General features: G+C 71.8%; 16 protein-coding genes. 12 read left to right on the plus strand and 4 right to left on the minus strand.

What is annotated here, in order from left to right; all coding sequences use genetic code 11:
• Position 1: 1 nt before the first annotated feature.
• The 5 genes from JT362_RS08955 to JT362_RS08975 all read left to right on the plus strand — a co-directional run bounded on the left by JT362_RS08955 (position 2) and on the right by JT362_RS08975 (position 5,172).
• Complete coding sequence (locus tag JT362_RS08955; RefSeq protein ID WP_260190603.1) at positions 2-523, plus strand: shikimate kinase; 522 nt, start codon at positions 2-4, stop codon at positions 521-523.
• Positions 524-1,087: 564 nt separating this feature from the next.
• A complete protein-coding gene (gene aroB / locus JT362_RS08960) occupies positions 1,088-2,152 on the plus strand; it encodes a 3-dehydroquinate synthase (protein ID WP_375546464.1) in 1,065 nt (354 codons plus the stop codon).
• 56 nt (positions 2,153-2,208) lie between these two features.
• Positions 2,209-2,637, plus strand: a complete 429-nt coding sequence (gene aroQ / locus JT362_RS08965) for a type II 3-dehydroquinate dehydratase (protein ID WP_260190605.1) — start codon at positions 2,209-2,211, stop codon at positions 2,635-2,637.
• 4 nt (positions 2,638-2,641) lie between these two features.
• A complete protein-coding gene (locus JT362_RS08970) occupies positions 2,642-3,568 on the plus strand; it encodes a GNAT family N-acetyltransferase (protein WP_260190606.1) in 927 nt (308 codons plus the stop codon).
• Positions 3,569-3,621: 53 nt separating this feature from the next.
• Positions 3,622-5,172 carry a glycoside hydrolase family protein gene (locus tag JT362_RS08975; protein ID WP_260190607.1) on the plus strand — a complete coding sequence of 517 codons (1,551 nt, stop codon included), beginning with the start codon at positions 3,622-3,624 and terminating at the stop codon, positions 5,170-5,172.
• Between the two features lies 1 nt (position 5,173).
• Here the strand turns inward: JT362_RS08975 and JT362_RS08980 are convergent, their stop codons facing one another.
• Together JT362_RS08980 and JT362_RS08985 are read right to left on the minus strand one after the other, a co-directional pair.
• Positions 5,174-7,936 carry a P-loop NTPase fold protein gene (locus JT362_RS08980; RefSeq protein WP_260190608.1) on the minus strand — a complete coding sequence of 921 codons (2,763 nt, stop codon included), beginning with the start codon at positions 7,934-7,936 and terminating at the stop codon, positions 5,174-5,176.
• A complete protein-coding gene (locus JT362_RS08985) occupies positions 7,933-8,352 on the minus strand; it encodes a B-4DMT family transporter (protein WP_260190609.1) in 420 nt (139 codons plus the stop codon). Before JT362_RS08985 ends, JT362_RS08980 begins: the two co-directional genes overlap by 4 nt.
• Before the next feature lie 37 nt (positions 8,353-8,389).
• Between JT362_RS08985 and JT362_RS08990 the strand changes: the two genes are divergently transcribed.
• The 4 genes from JT362_RS08990 (at position 8,390) to JT362_RS09005 (ending at position 11,486) form a co-directional block, all read left to right on the plus strand.
• A complete protein-coding gene (locus JT362_RS08990; protein WP_260190610.1) occupies positions 8,390-9,478 on the plus strand; it encodes a M24 family metallopeptidase in 1,089 nt (362 codons plus the stop codon).
• Positions 9,479-9,510: 32 nt separating this feature from the next.
• Positions 9,511-10,074, plus strand: coding sequence for an elongation factor P (gene efp / locus JT362_RS08995; RefSeq protein WP_260190611.1), 564 nt, complete (start codon positions 9,511-9,513; stop codon positions 10,072-10,074).
• The gene (nusB, locus tag JT362_RS09000; protein ID WP_260190612.1) at positions 10,074-10,493 is read left to right on the plus strand and encodes a transcription antitermination factor NusB; all 420 of its coding nucleotides are present in this window, start codon (positions 10,074-10,076) and stop codon (positions 10,491-10,493) included. Before efp ends, nusB begins: the two co-directional genes overlap by 1 nt.
• A gap of 69 nt (positions 10,494-10,562) precedes the next feature.
• Complete coding sequence (locus tag JT362_RS09005; RefSeq protein WP_260190613.1) at positions 10,563-11,486, plus strand: DMT family transporter; 924 nt, start codon at positions 10,563-10,565, stop codon at positions 11,484-11,486.
• A 9-nt stretch (positions 11,487-11,495) separates the two neighbouring features.
• Here JT362_RS09005 and JT362_RS09010 read toward each other — a convergent pair whose 3' ends face one another.
• On the minus strand, positions 11,496-11,618 hold the full coding sequence (locus tag JT362_RS09010; protein WP_260190614.1) for a hypothetical protein: 123 nt from the start codon (positions 11,616-11,618) through the stop codon (positions 11,496-11,498).
• 391 nt (positions 11,619-12,009) lie between these two features.
• Positions 12,010-12,498, minus strand: coding sequence for a transcriptional regulator BldD (bldD, locus tag JT362_RS09015; protein WP_075123575.1), 489 nt, complete (start codon positions 12,496-12,498; stop codon positions 12,010-12,012).
• A gap of 258 nt (positions 12,499-12,756) precedes the next feature.
• Between bldD and pyrR the strand changes: the two genes are divergently transcribed.
• From pyrR to JT362_RS09030, 3 genes are read left to right on the plus strand one after another with little or no spacing between them, the layout of a single operon-like run.
• On the plus strand, positions 12,757-13,347 hold the full coding sequence (gene pyrR / locus JT362_RS09020) for a bifunctional pyr operon transcriptional regulator/uracil phosphoribosyltransferase PyrR (RefSeq protein WP_260190615.1): 591 nt from the start codon (positions 12,757-12,759) through the stop codon (positions 13,345-13,347).
• On the plus strand, positions 13,344-14,276 hold the full coding sequence (locus JT362_RS09025; RefSeq protein ID WP_260190616.1) for an aspartate carbamoyltransferase catalytic subunit: 933 nt from the start codon (positions 13,344-13,346) through the stop codon (positions 14,274-14,276). Before pyrR ends, JT362_RS09025 begins: the two co-directional genes overlap by 4 nt.
• On the plus strand, positions 14,273-15,565 hold the full coding sequence (locus tag JT362_RS09030) for a dihydroorotase (RefSeq protein WP_260190617.1): 1,293 nt from the start codon (positions 14,273-14,275) through the stop codon (positions 15,563-15,565). Before JT362_RS09025 ends, JT362_RS09030 begins: the two co-directional genes overlap by 4 nt.
• Positions 15,566-15,573 lie beyond the last annotated feature (8 nt).

The raw sequence follows: 15,573 nt of genomic DNA on the forward strand, positions 1-15,573 counted from the left end.
GGTGAGCGCGCAGGGACCTGTTCTGATCCTCGTCGGCCCGCCGGGTTCGGGGAAGAGCACCGTCGGCCGGCTGGCCGCCGACCAGCTCGGCGTCGCCTTCCGCGACTTCGACCACGACGTCGAGGAGGCGCACGGGCTGCCGGCCGGTGAGCTGGTGGTACAGCTCGGCCGTGAGAAGTTCCAGGAGTCCGAACGGGAGCTGCTGAGCGCGATGCTGCCCCGGTTCACCGGTGTGCTCGCGCTCGGCGGCGGCACCCCGACCGCGCCGGGAGTGCCGGAGCTGCTCGAACCGTTCCACGTCGTGTTCCTGGACGTCGACCTCGAGCACCTGCTGCGCCGCGAGGGCTTGGTGCCCCTGCACCCGTGGCTGCTGCCGAACCCCCGCGCACACCTGAAGGAACTGCTCAACACCCGCCGCCCGGTCTACACCCAGGTGGCCGCCGCGACCGTGCCGACGAGCGGTCGAAGGCCCGAGGAGGTCCTGGCGGACGTGCTGGCCACCCTGCCGGACACCAGCGACTGAACCTGCCGTTCCGGACTGATTCCCGCGACGTTTCGTGATCTCGTGGAGTGTTGATCACGCGATCGGGTGGTCGCGCCGTCCCGATCTGCTGAAAACCACCGGTGACGCACCTCTGAGCTGGCCGGACGCGGTATATGTCGAAAGAGCACAGGCGTCGCTGTGAGCGGATGCCGAGTGCGCTGCGGCGTTGGCTGGAACGCCGGATCCGCCCTCGTGTCGATGCTGCCACCGCGTACTGCCCATGTGCTTCGGCAGCCGCCCGTTCCCGGTACCGGACCGCGCGGCGGCCACAGCGGTCTGGCGGCCCGATAGCGGCCCCGAGTCCTCGTGCTGGCGGGCGAGGTCGCGCGGGCGTGGGCGAGTCCGGCAGACCCGCGGGACGCTCCGGCTGATGGTGGCCACGCACCGGACGCCGACGACAAGGAGCGAGTCGTCGTGGATCAACAAGGTGAGACCGTCGCGGTGGTGCGCGGTCGTGAGCGGAAGACGGAGGTGGTGTGGGACGAACGGAGTGGGCGGTGACATGCTCATCCGGTGACTGAGACTGCCGTGGGTTCTTGGCCGGTGCGGATCCGGGTGGCCACCGAGCGGCCCTATGAGGTCGTGGTCGGGCGCGGGCTCGGCGACGAACTGGTGAAGGCCGTAGCGGGTGCGCCGAAGGTGGCGTTGGTGCACCCGCCGACCTTGGTGGCCGCGGCGGAGGCGCTGCTGGATCGCCTGCGGGCGGCCGGAGTCGACGCGCGTCCCGTCCCGGTTCCGGACGCCGAGGCCGGCAAGACACTCGCGGTGGCCGGTGCGTGCTGGGACGCGCTCGCCGCGATGGGCATGGACCGCGCCGGTGTCGTCGTCGCGTTCGGCGGTGGTGCGGTGACCGACCTCGGAGGGTTCGTCGCCGCCGGCTGGATGCGGGGAGTGCGGCTGGTGAACGTGCCGACGACCCTGCTCGGCATGGTGGACGCCGCCGTCGGGGGGAAGACCGGCATCAACATCGATGCCGGGAAGAACCTCGTCGGCGCGTTCCACGAACCGAGCGCGGTACTGGCCGACCTGGAGTCGCTACGCACACTGCCGGTCGACGACCTCGCCGCGGGCATGGCCGAGGTGATCAAGGGCGGCTTCATCGCGGACCCGGTGATCCTGGACCTCGTCGAGGCCGACCGGAAGGCCGCGCTCGACCCGGACAGCGAGGCGCTGGCCGAGCTCGTGCGGCGCAAGATCCAGGTCAAGGCCGACGTGGTGGCCGCGGACCTCCGGGAGTCGAGCCTGCGGGAGATCCTCAACTACGGCCACACACTCGGCCACGCGATCGAGCGCCGGGAGGGCTATCGCTGGCGGCACGGCGACGCGGTCAGCGTCGGGCTGGTGTTCGCGGCCGAGCTGGCCCGGGTGGCCGGGCGGCTCGACGCGGACATCGCGGAGCGGCATCGCACCGTGTTGGCGTCGATCGGTCTGCCGACGAGCTACGACGCGGGCGCCCTGCCGGACCTGGTGCGGGCGATGCTCGGGGACAAGAAGACGCGCGCGGGCATGCTGCGGTTCGTGGTGCTCGACGGGCTCGCCCGACCGGGCCGGCTCGAGGACCCCGACCCGGAGTTGCTGGCGGCTGCCTACCGCAAGGTGTCCCGCTAGAACGTCCCGGCGATACGGTGTCCGCACCCGGACGAACGAACGACGGAGGCTGCCACATGAGGGTGTTGGTGCTCAACGGACCCAACCTCGGCCGGTTGGGCACGCGCGAGCCCCACATCTATGGCAGCACCAGCCACGGCGACCTCGCCGAGCTGTGCGTCCGGACCGGTCATGAGCTGGACCTCGACGTCGAGGTGCGGCAGACCGACCACGAGGGCGAGATGCTGGGCTGGCTGCACGAGGCCGCCGAGCACGCGATCCCCGTGGTGCTCAACGCGGGCGCCTGGACGCACTACTCGATCGCCGTTCGGGACGCCTGCGCGCAGCTGACGGCTCCGCTCGTCGAGGTGCACATCACGAACGTGCACAAGCGTGAGGAGTTCCGGCACCACAGCTACATCTCCGCCGTGGCTAGCGGGGTCATCGTCGGGCTCGGCGTCGACGGGTACCCGCTGGCGCTGCGCTGGCTCGCGGCGAACGCGTAGGTCCGTGCGCACCCTGCACACGGCCCGGCTCACGCTGCGTCCGATCCGGGCCGAGGACACCGCGGCGCTCACCGAACTGTTCGCCGACCCGGAGGTCAGCCGATTCCACCCCGCCGGCTTCCCCAGCGACGACCTCCACAGAGCCGACCGCATCCGCCCCGACCAGGTGGCGGCCCTCGTTCGCCGTCGGCTCGACTACCGCGGGCCGGTGAACACCGGGGACTGGGTCTTCGTGCTCGACGGGCACGTGGTCGGCATCGGCCACGCCCGGATCTCGACCGAGTTCGGGGGCGGCGTCGTGGAGGTCGGCTGGTGCGTGGCGCGTGAACACTGGGAGAGCGGGCTGGCCGAGGAAGCGGCCCGCGCCATCGTCGGGTACGGCCACCACACGCTCGGGGCGGCGGCCGTGTTCGCTCTCGTCCACGACGGTGACGCACGCGGACGGGCGTTCGCGGAACAGCTGGGATTCATCGACGTCGGGGCGGGTGAGCACTACGGCGCCACGCACCGGGTGATGGTGTGCCTCGCGTCGCCGGGCGGGGTCCACCACGTCGAGCTCTGGGTCGCCGACCTCGTCGATGCTGAGGCCTCACTCGGCTGGCTGCTGACCGAACTGGGTTGGCGCGAGTACCAACGCTGGCCACGCGGGGTGAGCTGGCGACACGGCGCGTCCTACGTCGTCGTCGAGGACTCGCCGGAGCGACGGGGTGATGTACACGATCGGATGACACCAGGGTTGAACCACCTGGCCCTGCACATCCGTACCAGAGCAGAGCTGGATCGCCTCACCGCGGTCGCGCCGGAGCATGGCTGGCGGATCATGTTCGCCGACAAGCACCCGTACGCGGGCGGGCCGGAGCACTACGCCACCTATCTGGAGAACGACGCGGGATTCGAAGTCGAGTTGGTTGCCGGTGACCACGTCGTGTAGTCACTACACTGATGGGGATCTCGGTGGGGCAACGTTCGGAGGGGTACGTCTCGATGCGCGTCACGCACCGTCGAAGATCGGCCGCCGTTCCCGGGATACTCCTCGGACTGGCGCTGATCGCGGCGTGCACCCCCAGCGTGGCCTCGCCGCAGGGTGGGGGCGGCCCGACTATCGACGTGGTGCCCGGTGCGGAGGCCTCGCCGTCGGCCGACCCGAAACAGGACACAGCTGAGGCGAGTGAGCCCGAGCCGGTCGCGCTCGGCACCGCCCGTGGCCGTCACAGTGGCGGCACCGTCGCGGCGGGTGGCGGGGACGCCCCCTACAACTACGCGCCGACGCTGTTGCTCGACGGCGGCCGGTACCGCATGTGGTGGTGTAGCCAGCTCGGCATCGCCAATCCGCCGGGTGACGACATCCTGCTGGCCGAGTCCAGCAGGATCGGCGGTGGTTTCCGTGGCCCCGACGGCAAGGCGGCCACTCCGGTGTTCTCCGGCCGGCCCGGCGCCTTCGACGGCATGCACACCTGCGACCCGTCGGTGATCCGCGTCGGCGGCACGTACTTCATGTACTACACCGGCGCCGCCGGCGACCACGCGCACGGCAACGCCATCGGTCTGGCCACGAGCCCGGACGGCCGGGTGTGGACCAGGGCGAACGGCGGCCAACCGATCGTTCGGTCGGCTCGTCACGTCGACAACGGCAACACCTACGGCGCGGGCCAGCCCGCGGCGCTCTACCTGGCCGGACACTTCTACCTGCTGTTCACCGACACCACCGGCGAGTACACCGGGCACAACGGCGCCGGCCAGTTCGTGCTCCGCTCGCCCGATCCGAACTTCCGGACCGACGTCCAGGCCCTCGGTTCGAACGGGTTCGAGGACGTGGCCGATACCGGGGCACGTCTGCGCTCGGTCGTCGACGCGTTCAGCGCCGACTGGATGTGGGTCGACTCGCTGGCCGCGTTCGCCATCGCCCACGAGACCAGCAAGGGCACCACGATCACCTTCTGGGACCTGAACTTCCAGTACCAGCCCTATGAGCCGTTGCTCGTGCCGGGCGCGTGGGCGGAAGGTCCCGGCCTGGTCCGTCGTCCGGACGGACACGCACCGGGGTCGCTCGAGGACCCGTGCGGCACCCAGCCCATCGACCTCGTGCGCGCTACCCGGCACGGCCGGTTCGGACCCACGAACCTGCGCCACTTCGGTCTGGACGTGGTCGGTTTCGACGCCTGTGCGGACGAGGGTCGCGCGCTGCTCGCACTCGACGGCTTCGCGATGCCCTCGCCCCGCCGCACGATCGACCTGGTGGTGGACGGCGCGCTGGTGCGGATCGAACGCCGCTCGGTGGCCGAGAAGCTCGCCCTGCGGATCCTGGACGAGCCGGTCCCCGCACTGGCCGACACCGAACCGGCCGCGCACCTCGAACCAGGCGCGGAGGCCCGGCGCCTCCCAGGCCACGGCGTGGGCTTCCTCATCGACGACCGGCTGTGGCAGGTCCATTCCGACGACGTCGCCGTACTGAACTCCTCGGCCGTGTACGACGTCAGCGAGGAGGAGTGGAACGCCTACGAGCGCGGCCCGGACCTGCTCGGCCCACCGCGCTAGCTCAGGCGGTCGCGAGCGCGTAGGAGAACCGGCGGACTCGCGGTGCCCACAGCTGGAACGGCGCCAGGTCGGTGACCGAGACGAGGGCCGAAACGTGTGCCATGCCGTGGTGCAGCCGGGTCCACTGCCGAACCTGGTTCGCCGGCAACTCGCCGCGGATCGGGTTCGTCCACGCCTCGCCGTCGGTGCGGGGTCGCAGGTCGTCGACGAAATCCGACCAGAGCTGCTTCGGCGGGCGGTGCATCAGGCCGCCGGCCCGGCCGGTCCCCGGGTCGGGAGGCGTGTCGAGGATCTGACCGAGCAGGCTGGCGTGCGCGGTGAGCAGCCCGAGCAGCAGAACGACCACCTGGCACTCACCGGGCTTGCCATCGGCCTGGCCGCCGAGGAAGGCCGACGCCTCGGACAGGTCACGGGTCGAGCGGAGCATCCGGTACAGGTTCATCAGGCGCTTCGCCTCGCGGGGCGTGCCGATCAGCGGGTCCAGCGCCGCGAGCAACGCGATCTCGGTGTCGCTCAGTGGCTGGGGCGGAGCGGACGGCCGGTCCTGGGTCTCCAGCTCGGAACCCGGCTCGACGGGGAACTCCAGCGCTTCGATCGCGGGTACGTGGGCCACCACGGGCGGCTCCTCGGGAGCGACCGCCGGGACGAGGACCGCCGGAGTCTCCTCGTCGGTCATCGAGCGCAGCAGCTCGGTCAGCGCTCCCGGCGGCATCCCGGGCAGCACCATGGGGATGTTCAGGATCTTCTCCAGGTAGTCCTCGGGCGTCGCGCGGTGGTCGGCGTGGTCACCGTCGTCGTCGCCGTCCTGCAGGATGTCGACGTAGTGGCGGTGCAGCGAGCGCAGCAGCCAGCGCGGATCCACCCCGACCACGACGACGAACAGATCGAGCGCGAGCAGCAGGTGCACCGCCTGCAGGACGTCCACGACCTGCCGAGTGCCGCACCGGTCGAGGTCGTCGATGTAGAGCACGATCCGGTCGATCGGCTGCCGCGCCGTGCCGTCCTCGAGCGTCGGGTTGGCCCGCCAGTCCGTTATCAGCTCGACCAGCTGCTCGAAGTCCTTGCGGATCGTCGAGATCAGTCCGAGATTGCTGGTGTACGAGTCGCCGTGTGCCCGGTCGGCGAGGAACGAGTACAGCCGGTGCCCTGGGTTCAGCTCGGTCAGCTGACGACCCAACTCGCCGACCTGCGCGACCACGTCGTCGAGCTGTGCTTCGGCGACCCGCTGGTCGGCCTCCGCCCGCCGCAGCCGCGCCACCAGCTCGGGATTCGCCTCGTTCGTGTGCAACCTGCCGGCGAGCTCCCGCAGCTTGCTCAGCGCCGACCGGGCGGCGCCCATCGCCGCGATCCCGGCGCCGGCGACCGCGGCGAACAGGCCGGCGCCGACGGCGGCCACCCACTCCCGCACCGCGGGCACGACGGCGATCCCGAACACCGCCACGACGAGGATCACCGCCGCGGCGGCCAGCGCCAGCCGGCCGCGCCGGTCCCACGGGGACTGCCGCAACGCGTCGACCTCGTCCAGCGTGCCGCGCAGTTGCTCGGCGAGCAGCGCGCCCTGCTCGGCCTCGCTGTCCAGGCCCAGACGCGCCCACAGGCTGTCCACCTCGTGGTGTGCCGTCGCGGACCCGCGCAGCGCGCGGAGCAGGTCGCGCGCACACATCGCCCGGTTCGCCGCGGCCTCGTCGATCCGGGCCTGGAGCGCGGCCGTCTCGATCCGTGCCTGCTCGGTCGCCGCCTCCAGGGCCTTGCGCTGGCTCAGCTGACCGGCCAGCTCCTCCCGGAGCCGGCCTCGGTTCCGTTCAGGCGTCGACCCGTCGTCGGCGAGCTGGCGGAAGATCTCGTCGCCCAGGCTGGCCCACAGGTTGCTGTCGGCGTAGTGCCAGGCGTTGAACCCGATCTGCTCGATCGTTCCGCAGTACGTGGTGCTGCCCGACGCGGCCAGCTCGTCGACCCGCTGCCGGAGCATGCCCATGAAGTAGCTCTTGCCAGCACCCCACTCGCCGAAGACGCCGATCGACAACGGCAGCGGCGTGCGCCGGTCGGCGATCACCGTGGCCAGCATGGCCACGTACGCCGCCACCCCGAGCCGGTCCCGGTCGAGTGGGATCCCCCGGTTGGGGTCCACCCGATCAGTGGAGACGCCCCCGGCGAGATCAACGGCGGAGTACGCGACCGATACTTCCGGGGCGACCGCGCCGAGCGGCTCCACGACCGCCGGCGACTCTCGCCGCCACGCCCGTCGGATCGCACCCTCGACGTCCAGGTCGAGGCACACGAACACCAAGTTCGGGAGCGACACCTCGACTGCGGTGTGCAGGGCGGCCGGGACGGCGACCTCGGCGACCGCGCCGGGGGGCAGACCGAGTACGCCCGTCGCCAGCAGCGGCATGCCGAGGGTCCTGGCGCCGTCGCGTCGAGCCGCGATGACCGCAGCTCGGGTGGCGGAGGCAATGGCCTTCAGGGTGGGCGCGCCCTCGGATTGCTCGTGCGGCGTGACGAGGACCGCGAGCGACAGTCCGGCGCCCGGTTCGACTCGCGACGCCGGGAGCGGGAGGAGCACCGGACGGTCCGGAGCGACTCGATCGAGGTCTACCGAGTGCCACCCCGCCTCCGGGTAGACCTCCCGGACGGCCTCGCCCAGGTTGCCGAGGACCGATCCCGTCGACACGACGATGGCGTCCATCGGGTACAGCCATGGTCGGTTCGCACGCACGATCCAGCACTCGGTCGGCCCCCGCCGGCCCAGGCGGGTTCGCGTCACGAGACTTCCGCGTCGTCGGTTGCGCGTGGGCGGCCGATCCAGCGACCGGCGAGCAGGCCGACGCCCGCCGGCACCACGACCAGCAGCGCGGTGAACGCGGCCCCGCCGGTCAGCGCCGCGCCGAGATCGGCCACACCGGTCTGGTCCACGAACACCGACTTGCCGACCGTGCTCAACACCCCCGCGACCCAGCCCGCGACCAGCGCCGCGATCAGCCAGGCCCGTCCCCGATCGGGCACGTCCCGCCACGTGTCCAGCGCACTCCACACCGCGGCCACACCGACCAGCACGCCGAGCATGACCGCCTCGAAGACCGTGCGCGAGGTCGGGTGGTGCACCCCGAAGTCGGCCCGCGCGGTCTCGGCGGCGGCGTGCACCACGGCCAGCACGGCACCGCGCAGCAGCCACGTTCGCATCACCACAGCGTAGGACGCCCCTACTAGGCTCGTCCCCATGCCCGACACCCACGCCCGGCGCCGCGCGGCGCTGCGTACCTCGCTGCGCGAGCGTGACCTGGACGCGCTGCTCGTCGTCGACCTGCGCAACATCCGCTACCTGACCGGCTTCACCGGCTCCAACGCCGGCCTGCTGGTCCATGCCGACGACGAGGAGCGCACGGTCTTCTGCACCGACGGCCGCTACCTCACCCAGTCCGCCCAGCAGGTGCCCGATCTCGAGCGGATCATCGAGCGACCGTGCCCGCCGGCACTCGTCGCCCGGGCGGCCGAGCAGACCTACGGGCGCGTCGGGTTCGAGAGCCACCGCGTCACCGTCGACGGACTGGACGTCCTCCGCGAGGCGGGCGAGGTCGAACTGGTCCGGGCATCGAACCTCATCGAGCGACTCCGCATGGTCAAGGACGACGTCGAGGTCGAGGCGCTGCGGATGGCCTGCGCGGCCGCCGACCGCGCCCTCGCCGACCTCATCGAGCACGGTGGCCTGCGTGCCGGGCGGACCGAGCGCGAGGTCGCCCGCGAGCTGGAGAGCCGCATGCTCGACCACGGCGCCGCCGGACCGTCGTTCGAGTCGATCGTCGCCACCGGGGCCAACTCCGCGGTGCCGCACCATCGCCCGACCGACGCCGTGCTGCACACCGGTGACCTGGTCAAGCTCGACTTCGGCGCGCTCGTCGACGGCTACCACTCCGACATGACCCGCACGTTCGTGCTCGGCCAGCCCGCCGACTGGCAGCGCGAGCTGTACGACCTGGTCGCCGCCGCGCAGGCCGCCGGGCGCGCGGCGCTGCGACCCGACGCCGAGGTACGCGACGTGGACGCCGCCGCCCGTGAGGTCGTCGAACAGGCGGGCCGCGGCGAGGAGTTCCTGCACGGTCTCGGGCACGGCGTCGGACTGGAGATCCACGAGGCCCCCACCCTGGGCAAGATGGGTGAAGGTAGACTGTCCGCCGGCATGGCAGTCACCGTGGAGCCGGGCGTGTACCTGTCCGGCAGGGGCGGGGTCCGCATCGAGGACACGCTCGTCGTGCGGGACGGCGATCCGGAGCTTCTCACGCTGACGAGCAAGCAGCTCGTCGTCGTGTGACCCCGTTTGCGACTACAGGAGAGACCTACCCCGTGGCTTCCACCAACGACCTGAAGAACGGCCTGGTGCTCAACCTCGAGGGCCAGCTGTGGTCCGTCGTCGAGTTCCAGCACGTGAAGCCCGGCAAGGGTCCGGCGTTCGTGCGCACCAAGCTCAAGCACGTGCTGTCCGGCAAGACTGTCGACAAGACGTTCAACGCCGGCATCAAGGTCGACACCGCCACCGTCGACCGGCGCGAGATGACCTACCTGTACCAGGACGGCACCCAGTTCGTCTTCATGGACGGCGACACCTACGAGCAGATCCACATCGACGGCGACGTCGTCGGTGACAGCGCCCGCTTCATGCTGGAGAACCAGACCGCGGTCGTGGCCACGCACGAGGGCGTGCCGCTGTTCGTCGAGCTGCCGACCTCGGTCGAGCTGATCATCAAGCAGACCGACCCCGGCCTGCAGGGCGACCGGTCCACCGGCGGCACCAAGCCGGCGACGCTGGAGACCGGCGCGGAGATCCAGGTGCCGCTGTTCCTGTCCACCGGTGAGAAGGTCAAGGTCGACACCCGCGACGGCCGCTACCTCGGCCGCGTCAGCTCCTAGTGGGCGCGCGCAGCAAGGCACGCAAACGCGCGGTCGACATCCTCTACGCGGCCGCGCTACGCGACAGCGACCCGCTGACGCTGCACACCGAGCGCACGGCGGTCGCCGAGCACCCCGCGCCGGACGACTACGCCACCACGCTGCTCGAGGGCGTGGTGGCGCACCGCGAACGGATCGACGAGCTGCTCACCGAGCACGCCGAGGGCTGGACCCTGGACCGGATGCCGCCGGTGGACCTGGCGATCCTGCGGCTCGGTCTGTTCGAGCTGTTGTGGGCGCAGGACGTGCCGGACCCGGTCGCGGTCGACGAGGCCGTGCAGTTGGCGAAGTCCCTCTCGACCGACGACTCCCCGCGGTTCGTCAACGGTGTGCTCGGCCGCCTCGCGGTGATGGCCGACCACCTGCGCGCCACCCTCTGACGCGTCCGGCCCGACACGACGGCGGAAATCCGCGCGAGAACTGTCGGTGCCCGGGCATAGCGTCGCGGCATGGAGGTCTCTCAGTCCGGGGTGGACCGTCGCAGCCTGGCCGCGGCCGGGACGACGGTGGTGTTGTGGGCGTCGGCGTTCGTTTCGATTCGGGTGGCGGGGGAGCACTACTCGCCAGGGGCGCTGGCGCTCGGCCGGCTGTTCGCCGGGTCGGTGGTGCTGGTGGCGATCCTGCTGCTGCGGCGCGAAGGGATGCCGCCGAGGGCGGCATGGCCGGGAATCATCGGCGCGGGCGTGCTGTGGTTCGGCGTCTACATGGTGGCGCTCAACTGGGGCGAGCGCGAGGTCGACGCCGGCACGGCCGCGATGGTGGTGAACATCGGGCCGGTACTGATCGCGTTGCTCGCCGGGTGGTTGCTGCGGGAGGGTTTCCCGCGCCAGGTGCTGACGGGGATCGCCGTGTCGTTCGCCGGGGCGGTGGTGGTCGGCTTCTCGATCTCGGATTCCGGACACGCGTCCGTGCTCGGTGTCGTGCTGTGCGTGATCGCAGCGGCGACGTATGCCATCGGGGTGACGTGCCAGAAGCCGGCGCTGCGGCACGCGTCGGCGGTGCAGGTCACCACGTTCGGGTGCCTGGTGGGGATGGTGGCGTGCCTGCCGTTCACGGGCCAGCTGGTCTCCGAGCTGGGTGACGCGCCCGCGTCGGCGACGTTGAACATGCTGTACCTGGGCGTGTTCCCGACCGCGCTCGCGTTCATCACGTGGGCGTACGCACTGGCCCGCACGACCGCCGCCAAGATGGGCGCCACGACGTACGTGGTCCCCGCGATCGTCGTCGTGATGTCCTGGGCCCTGCTCGACGAGGTGCCCGGTCTCGTCACGCTGCTCGGCGGCGCCCTGTGCCTCGCCGGCGTCGCGGTGTCCCGGATCCGCCGCCGACCCGCGCCGACTCCACCGAAGGAGGCCACACCCGTTCGCACGTGACCGGTGCGCTCAGCCCGCCGCCTCGATGGTCGACGCGGTCGCCACGGCCACGTCCTTCGCTGCCGCGCAGGTGTCCTGGTCGGTGGTGTGGTAGACGACGGCCATGTACCCGTCGGCGTACGACGCGTACATCGCCGTGAGGCGTGCGGTTCGGGGCGGCCCGTCCCGCTCTGGGGTCGTTCCCTTCGCGGTCGGTACCCAGCAGGAGATCCTGCCGCTTGGCGGCGGTCCGGCTCGTGCACGGACTCGCGACGAAGGCGGCGGGGTCCAGTGGACGTTCCACCAGAGGCGCCTCGGCTGGGCGGTTGGAGCCGGGGACGGGCGTGGACGAGGGTGGCGGTTCGGCGCCGCCGCGGGACGTGAGCAGGGTCGCCTAGAGGAGAACCGCTGCCGCGATGTGTCGGACTGACCGGGTGGTCATCGGAACCCCTGATCCCCCATGTGTCAGAGGTTCGAGCCGGTCGAAGTGTGTGGAACGGCACAGCGGACCGAGCCGGTGCGCCAGCCACCGGCTCGGTCTCGGTCAGTCCTCCTTGGAGGGGCGGGCCTCCGGGGGGAGGACGCCCCAGTCGATGAGCTGTTCGGTCAGCTCACCTGGGGTCATGTCGTAGATGATCGCCAGCGAGCGCAGGTCCTCGGTGCGGATGGAGAGCACCTTGCCGTTGTAGTCGCCGCGTTGGCTCTGGATCGTGGCCGCGTAGCGCGCCAGTGGCCCGACCTTCTCGGCCGGGAGCTGCTGGAGGCGCTCCAGATTGATCACGATCTTCGTGGCCGGCTCGGCGCCGGAGGGCACCCTGCCCTCGGGCAGCAGCTCGACCACGGGCACCCCGTAGAAGTCGGCCAGTTCGGCCAGCTTCTGCACGGTCACCGCGCGGTCGCCCCGCTCGTACGAGCCCACCACGACGGCCTTCCACCGGCCGCCGGACTTCTGCTCAACGCCGTGCAGGGACAGGCCCTGCTGCTGGCGGATGCCGCGGAGCTTGCTCCCCAGCGCCTTGGCGTAGTCGCCCATATGGCGATTCTCCCATTCGTTCGCCCCGCTGGCCGATCAACTACGCCGCGGGTAGCCGCAAATCAACACGCAGAGTAATGGTTACCCACAGTTGTCACCAGGTCAAGCTGATCTGTGAACAAGTGCGGTTGATCTGCAGGATTACCACCCGGTTGGTGGATCCATTGAGCCTGGTACGGTGCTAGCGCGCCCACCCCTGGGCGCATGATCAGACGTCCTTTAAGGACCCGTCCAGCGAGGCGGGGAAGGAGGTCAGCCGTGGCACCGCGCGACCGCGGTGCGGCGGAACCGGCCGGGCGGCGTGAGCTGCTCTCGGCCGGCGACGTCGCACGCACTGTCGCCCGAATGGCGCACCAGGTCATCGAGCGGACCGCACTCGACGTGTCCGACGCGACCCCGGTCGTGCTGCTCGGGATCCCCACCCGAGGCGCCCCGCTCGCCAGTCGACTGGCGGCCAGGGTCGCCGAGTTCTCCGGAGTGCACGTCCCGACCGGCGTGTTGGACGTCACGCTCTACCGGGACGACCTGCGGCGCAAGCCGACCCGGCCGCTCGGCACCACCGAGCTCCCGCCCGACGGTGTGGACGACCGGCTCGTCATCCTGGTCGACGACGTCCTCTACTCGGGGCGCACCATCCGCGCCGCCCTCGACGCCCTGCGCGACGCCGGCCGGCCCCGCGCCGTCCAGCTCGCCGTGCTGGTCGACCGCGGCCACCGGGAGCTGCCGATCCGCGCGGACTACGTCGGCAAGAACGTCCCCACCTCGCGCACCGAAGAGGTCCACGTCCAGCTCCAGGAGACCGACGGGCGCGACGCGGTCCTCCTCCAGCGGAAGGGGGACCCGGCGTGAAGCACCTGCTCGCCACCGACGGGCTCGACGCGGACACCGCGACCGCCGTGCTCGACACCGCCGAGGAGCTCAAACACGTCCTGCTCGGCCGCGAGGTCAAGAAGCTCCCCACGCTGCGCGGGCGCACCGTCGTCACCATGTTCTACGAGGCGTCCACCCGCACCCGCGTCTCCTTCGAGATCGCCGGCAAGTGGATGAGCGCCGACGTGATCAACGTCTCCGCCAGCGGCTCCTCGGTCGGCAAGGGCGAGTCCCTGCGCGACACCGCCCTGACCCTCGCCGCCGCAGGCGCGGATTGCGTGATCGTCCGCCACCCGGCCTCCGGCGCCGCGCACCGGCTCGCCGGCTGGCTCACCGAGGCCGGCACCTCGGTGGTCAACGCGGGCGACGGGACGCACGAGCACCCGACCCAGGCCCTGCTCGACGCCGCGACCCTGCGGGAACGGCTCGGCGACATCGCCGGGCGGCGGATCGCGATCGTCGGCGACGTCCTGCACAGCCGGGTCGCCCGGTCCAACGTGCACCTGCTGACCACGCTCGGCGCCGAGGTCGTCCTGGTCGCCCCGCCCACCCTGCTGCCGGCGCACGTGGACCGCTGGCCGGTGACGGTCTCGCACACGCTCGACGCCGAGCTGCCGGGCCTCGACGCGGTGATGATGCTGCGGGTGCAGGCCGAGCGCATGCACGGCGGCTTCTTCCCGTCCGCCCGCGAGTACTCCATCGCCTACGGCCTGAGCGAGGCCCGGTTGCGCGCCCTGCCCGAGCACGCGGTCGTGCTCCATCCCGGCCCGATGCTGCGCGGCATGGAGATCGCCTCCGCGGTCGCCGACTCACAGCGCGCCGCGATCACCCAGCAGGTCGCCAACGGCGTGCACGTCCGGATGGCGGTGCTCTACCACCTGCTGGCCCACGAGGAGGAGGTCGCGTGACGGCCCTGGTACTGCGCGGCGTCCGCCCCTACGGCGAGGGCGACCCGGTCGACGTCCGGATCGAGGACGGACTGGTCGCCGCGATCGAGCCCGGCCTGGACGCGGGCGACGCCGAGGTCGTCGAGGCGCACGGGCAGGTCCTGCTGCCCGGCTTCGTCGACCTGCACACCCACCTGCGCGAGCCCGGCCGCGAGGACACCGAGACCATCGCCACCGGCTCGGCGGCCGCCGCGCTCGGCGGGTACACGGCGGTGTTCGCCATGGCCAACACCGACCCGGTCGCCGACAACGCGGTGGTCGTGGAGCACGTGTGGCGCCGCGGCCGCGAGGTCGGCCTGGTCGACGTGCACCCGGTCGGCGCGGTCACCGTCGGACTGCGCGGCGAGAAGCTCGCCGAACTCGGCACCATGGCCGCGGCCGGCGTGCGGGTGTTCTCCGACGACGGCCACTGTGTGCACGACCCGCTGCTGATGCGCCGCGCGCTGGAGTACTCGACCGCCCTGGACGCGGTGGTCGCCCAGCACGCCGAGGAGCCGAGGCTGACCGTCGGCGCGCAGGCCCACGAGGGCGAGCGGGCCGCGCGGCTCGGGCTCGCCGGCTGGCCGGCCGTCGCGGAGGAGTCGATCGTCGCGCGGGACTGCCTGCTGGCCCGGCAGACCGGCGCCCGCCTGCACGTCTGCCACGTGTCGACCGCGGGCACCGCCGAGATCCTGCGCTGGGCCAAGGGCCAGGGCATCGAGGTCTCCGCCGAGGTCACCCCGCACCACCTGCTGCTCGACGACGACCGGCTGGCCGGGTACGACCCGGTGAACAAGGTCAACCCGCCACTGCGCACCGCCGCCGACACGAAGGTGCTGCGGGACGCGCTGGCCGAGGGCGTGGTCGACTGCGTGGCCACCGACCACGCCCCACACGCCGCGCAGGACAAGGACTGCGAGTGGTCCGCGGCACGTCCGGGAATGCTCGGCCTGCAGACGGCGCTCCCGGTGGTGGTGGCGACGATGGTCGAGCCGGGCCTGCTGGACTGGCGCGGCGTGGCCAGGGTGCTGAGCGAGCGCCCGGCCGAGATCGCCGGCCTGCCCGGCCACGGCCGCCCGATCGCGGTCGGCGAGCCGGCGACACTGACCCTGGTCGACCCGGCCGCGCGCTGGACGGTGCGCGGCGCTGAGCTGGCCAGCATCGCCGCCAACACCCCGTACGAGGGCATGGAGCTGCCCGGCCGGGTGGTCACCACGCTGCTGCGCGGCCGGATCACCGCACATGAAGGGATGGTCCGTGAGCGGGAGTGACGGAGCGT

The sequence above is a fragment of the Actinophytocola gossypii genome, from assembly GCF_025165815.1.
GTDB lineage: Bacteria > Actinomycetota > Actinomycetes > Mycobacteriales > Pseudonocardiaceae > Actinophytocola > Actinophytocola gossypii.

Bases quoted from the DNA above. Each gene is read 5' to 3' on its own strand.
- aroQ (WP_260190605.1), top strand. From the start codon at position 2,209: ATGAGGGTGTTGGTGCTCAACGGACCCAACCTCGGCCGGTTGGGCACG.
- JT362_RS08975 (WP_260190607.1), top strand. From the start codon at position 3,622: ATGCGCGTCACGCACCGTCGAAGATCGGCCGCCGTTCCCGGGATACTC.
- JT362_RS08985 (WP_260190609.1), bottom strand. From the start codon at position 8,352: ATGCGAACGTGGCTGCTGCGCGGTGCCGTGCTGGCCGTGGTGCACGCC.
- JT362_RS08990 (WP_260190610.1), top strand. From the start codon at position 8,390: ATGCCCGACACCCACGCCCGGCGCCGCGCGGCGCTGCGTACCTCGCTG.
- JT362_RS09005 (WP_260190613.1), top strand. From the start codon at position 10,563: ATGGAGGTCTCTCAGTCCGGGGTGGACCGTCGCAGCCTGGCCGCGGCC.
- JT362_RS09010 (WP_260190614.1), bottom strand. From the start codon at position 11,618: ATGTACGCGTCGTACGCCGACGGGTACATGGCCGTCGTCTACCACACC.
- bldD (WP_075123575.1), bottom strand. From the start codon at position 12,498: ATGGGCGACTACGCCAAGGCGCTGGGGAGCAAGCTCCGCGGCATCCGC.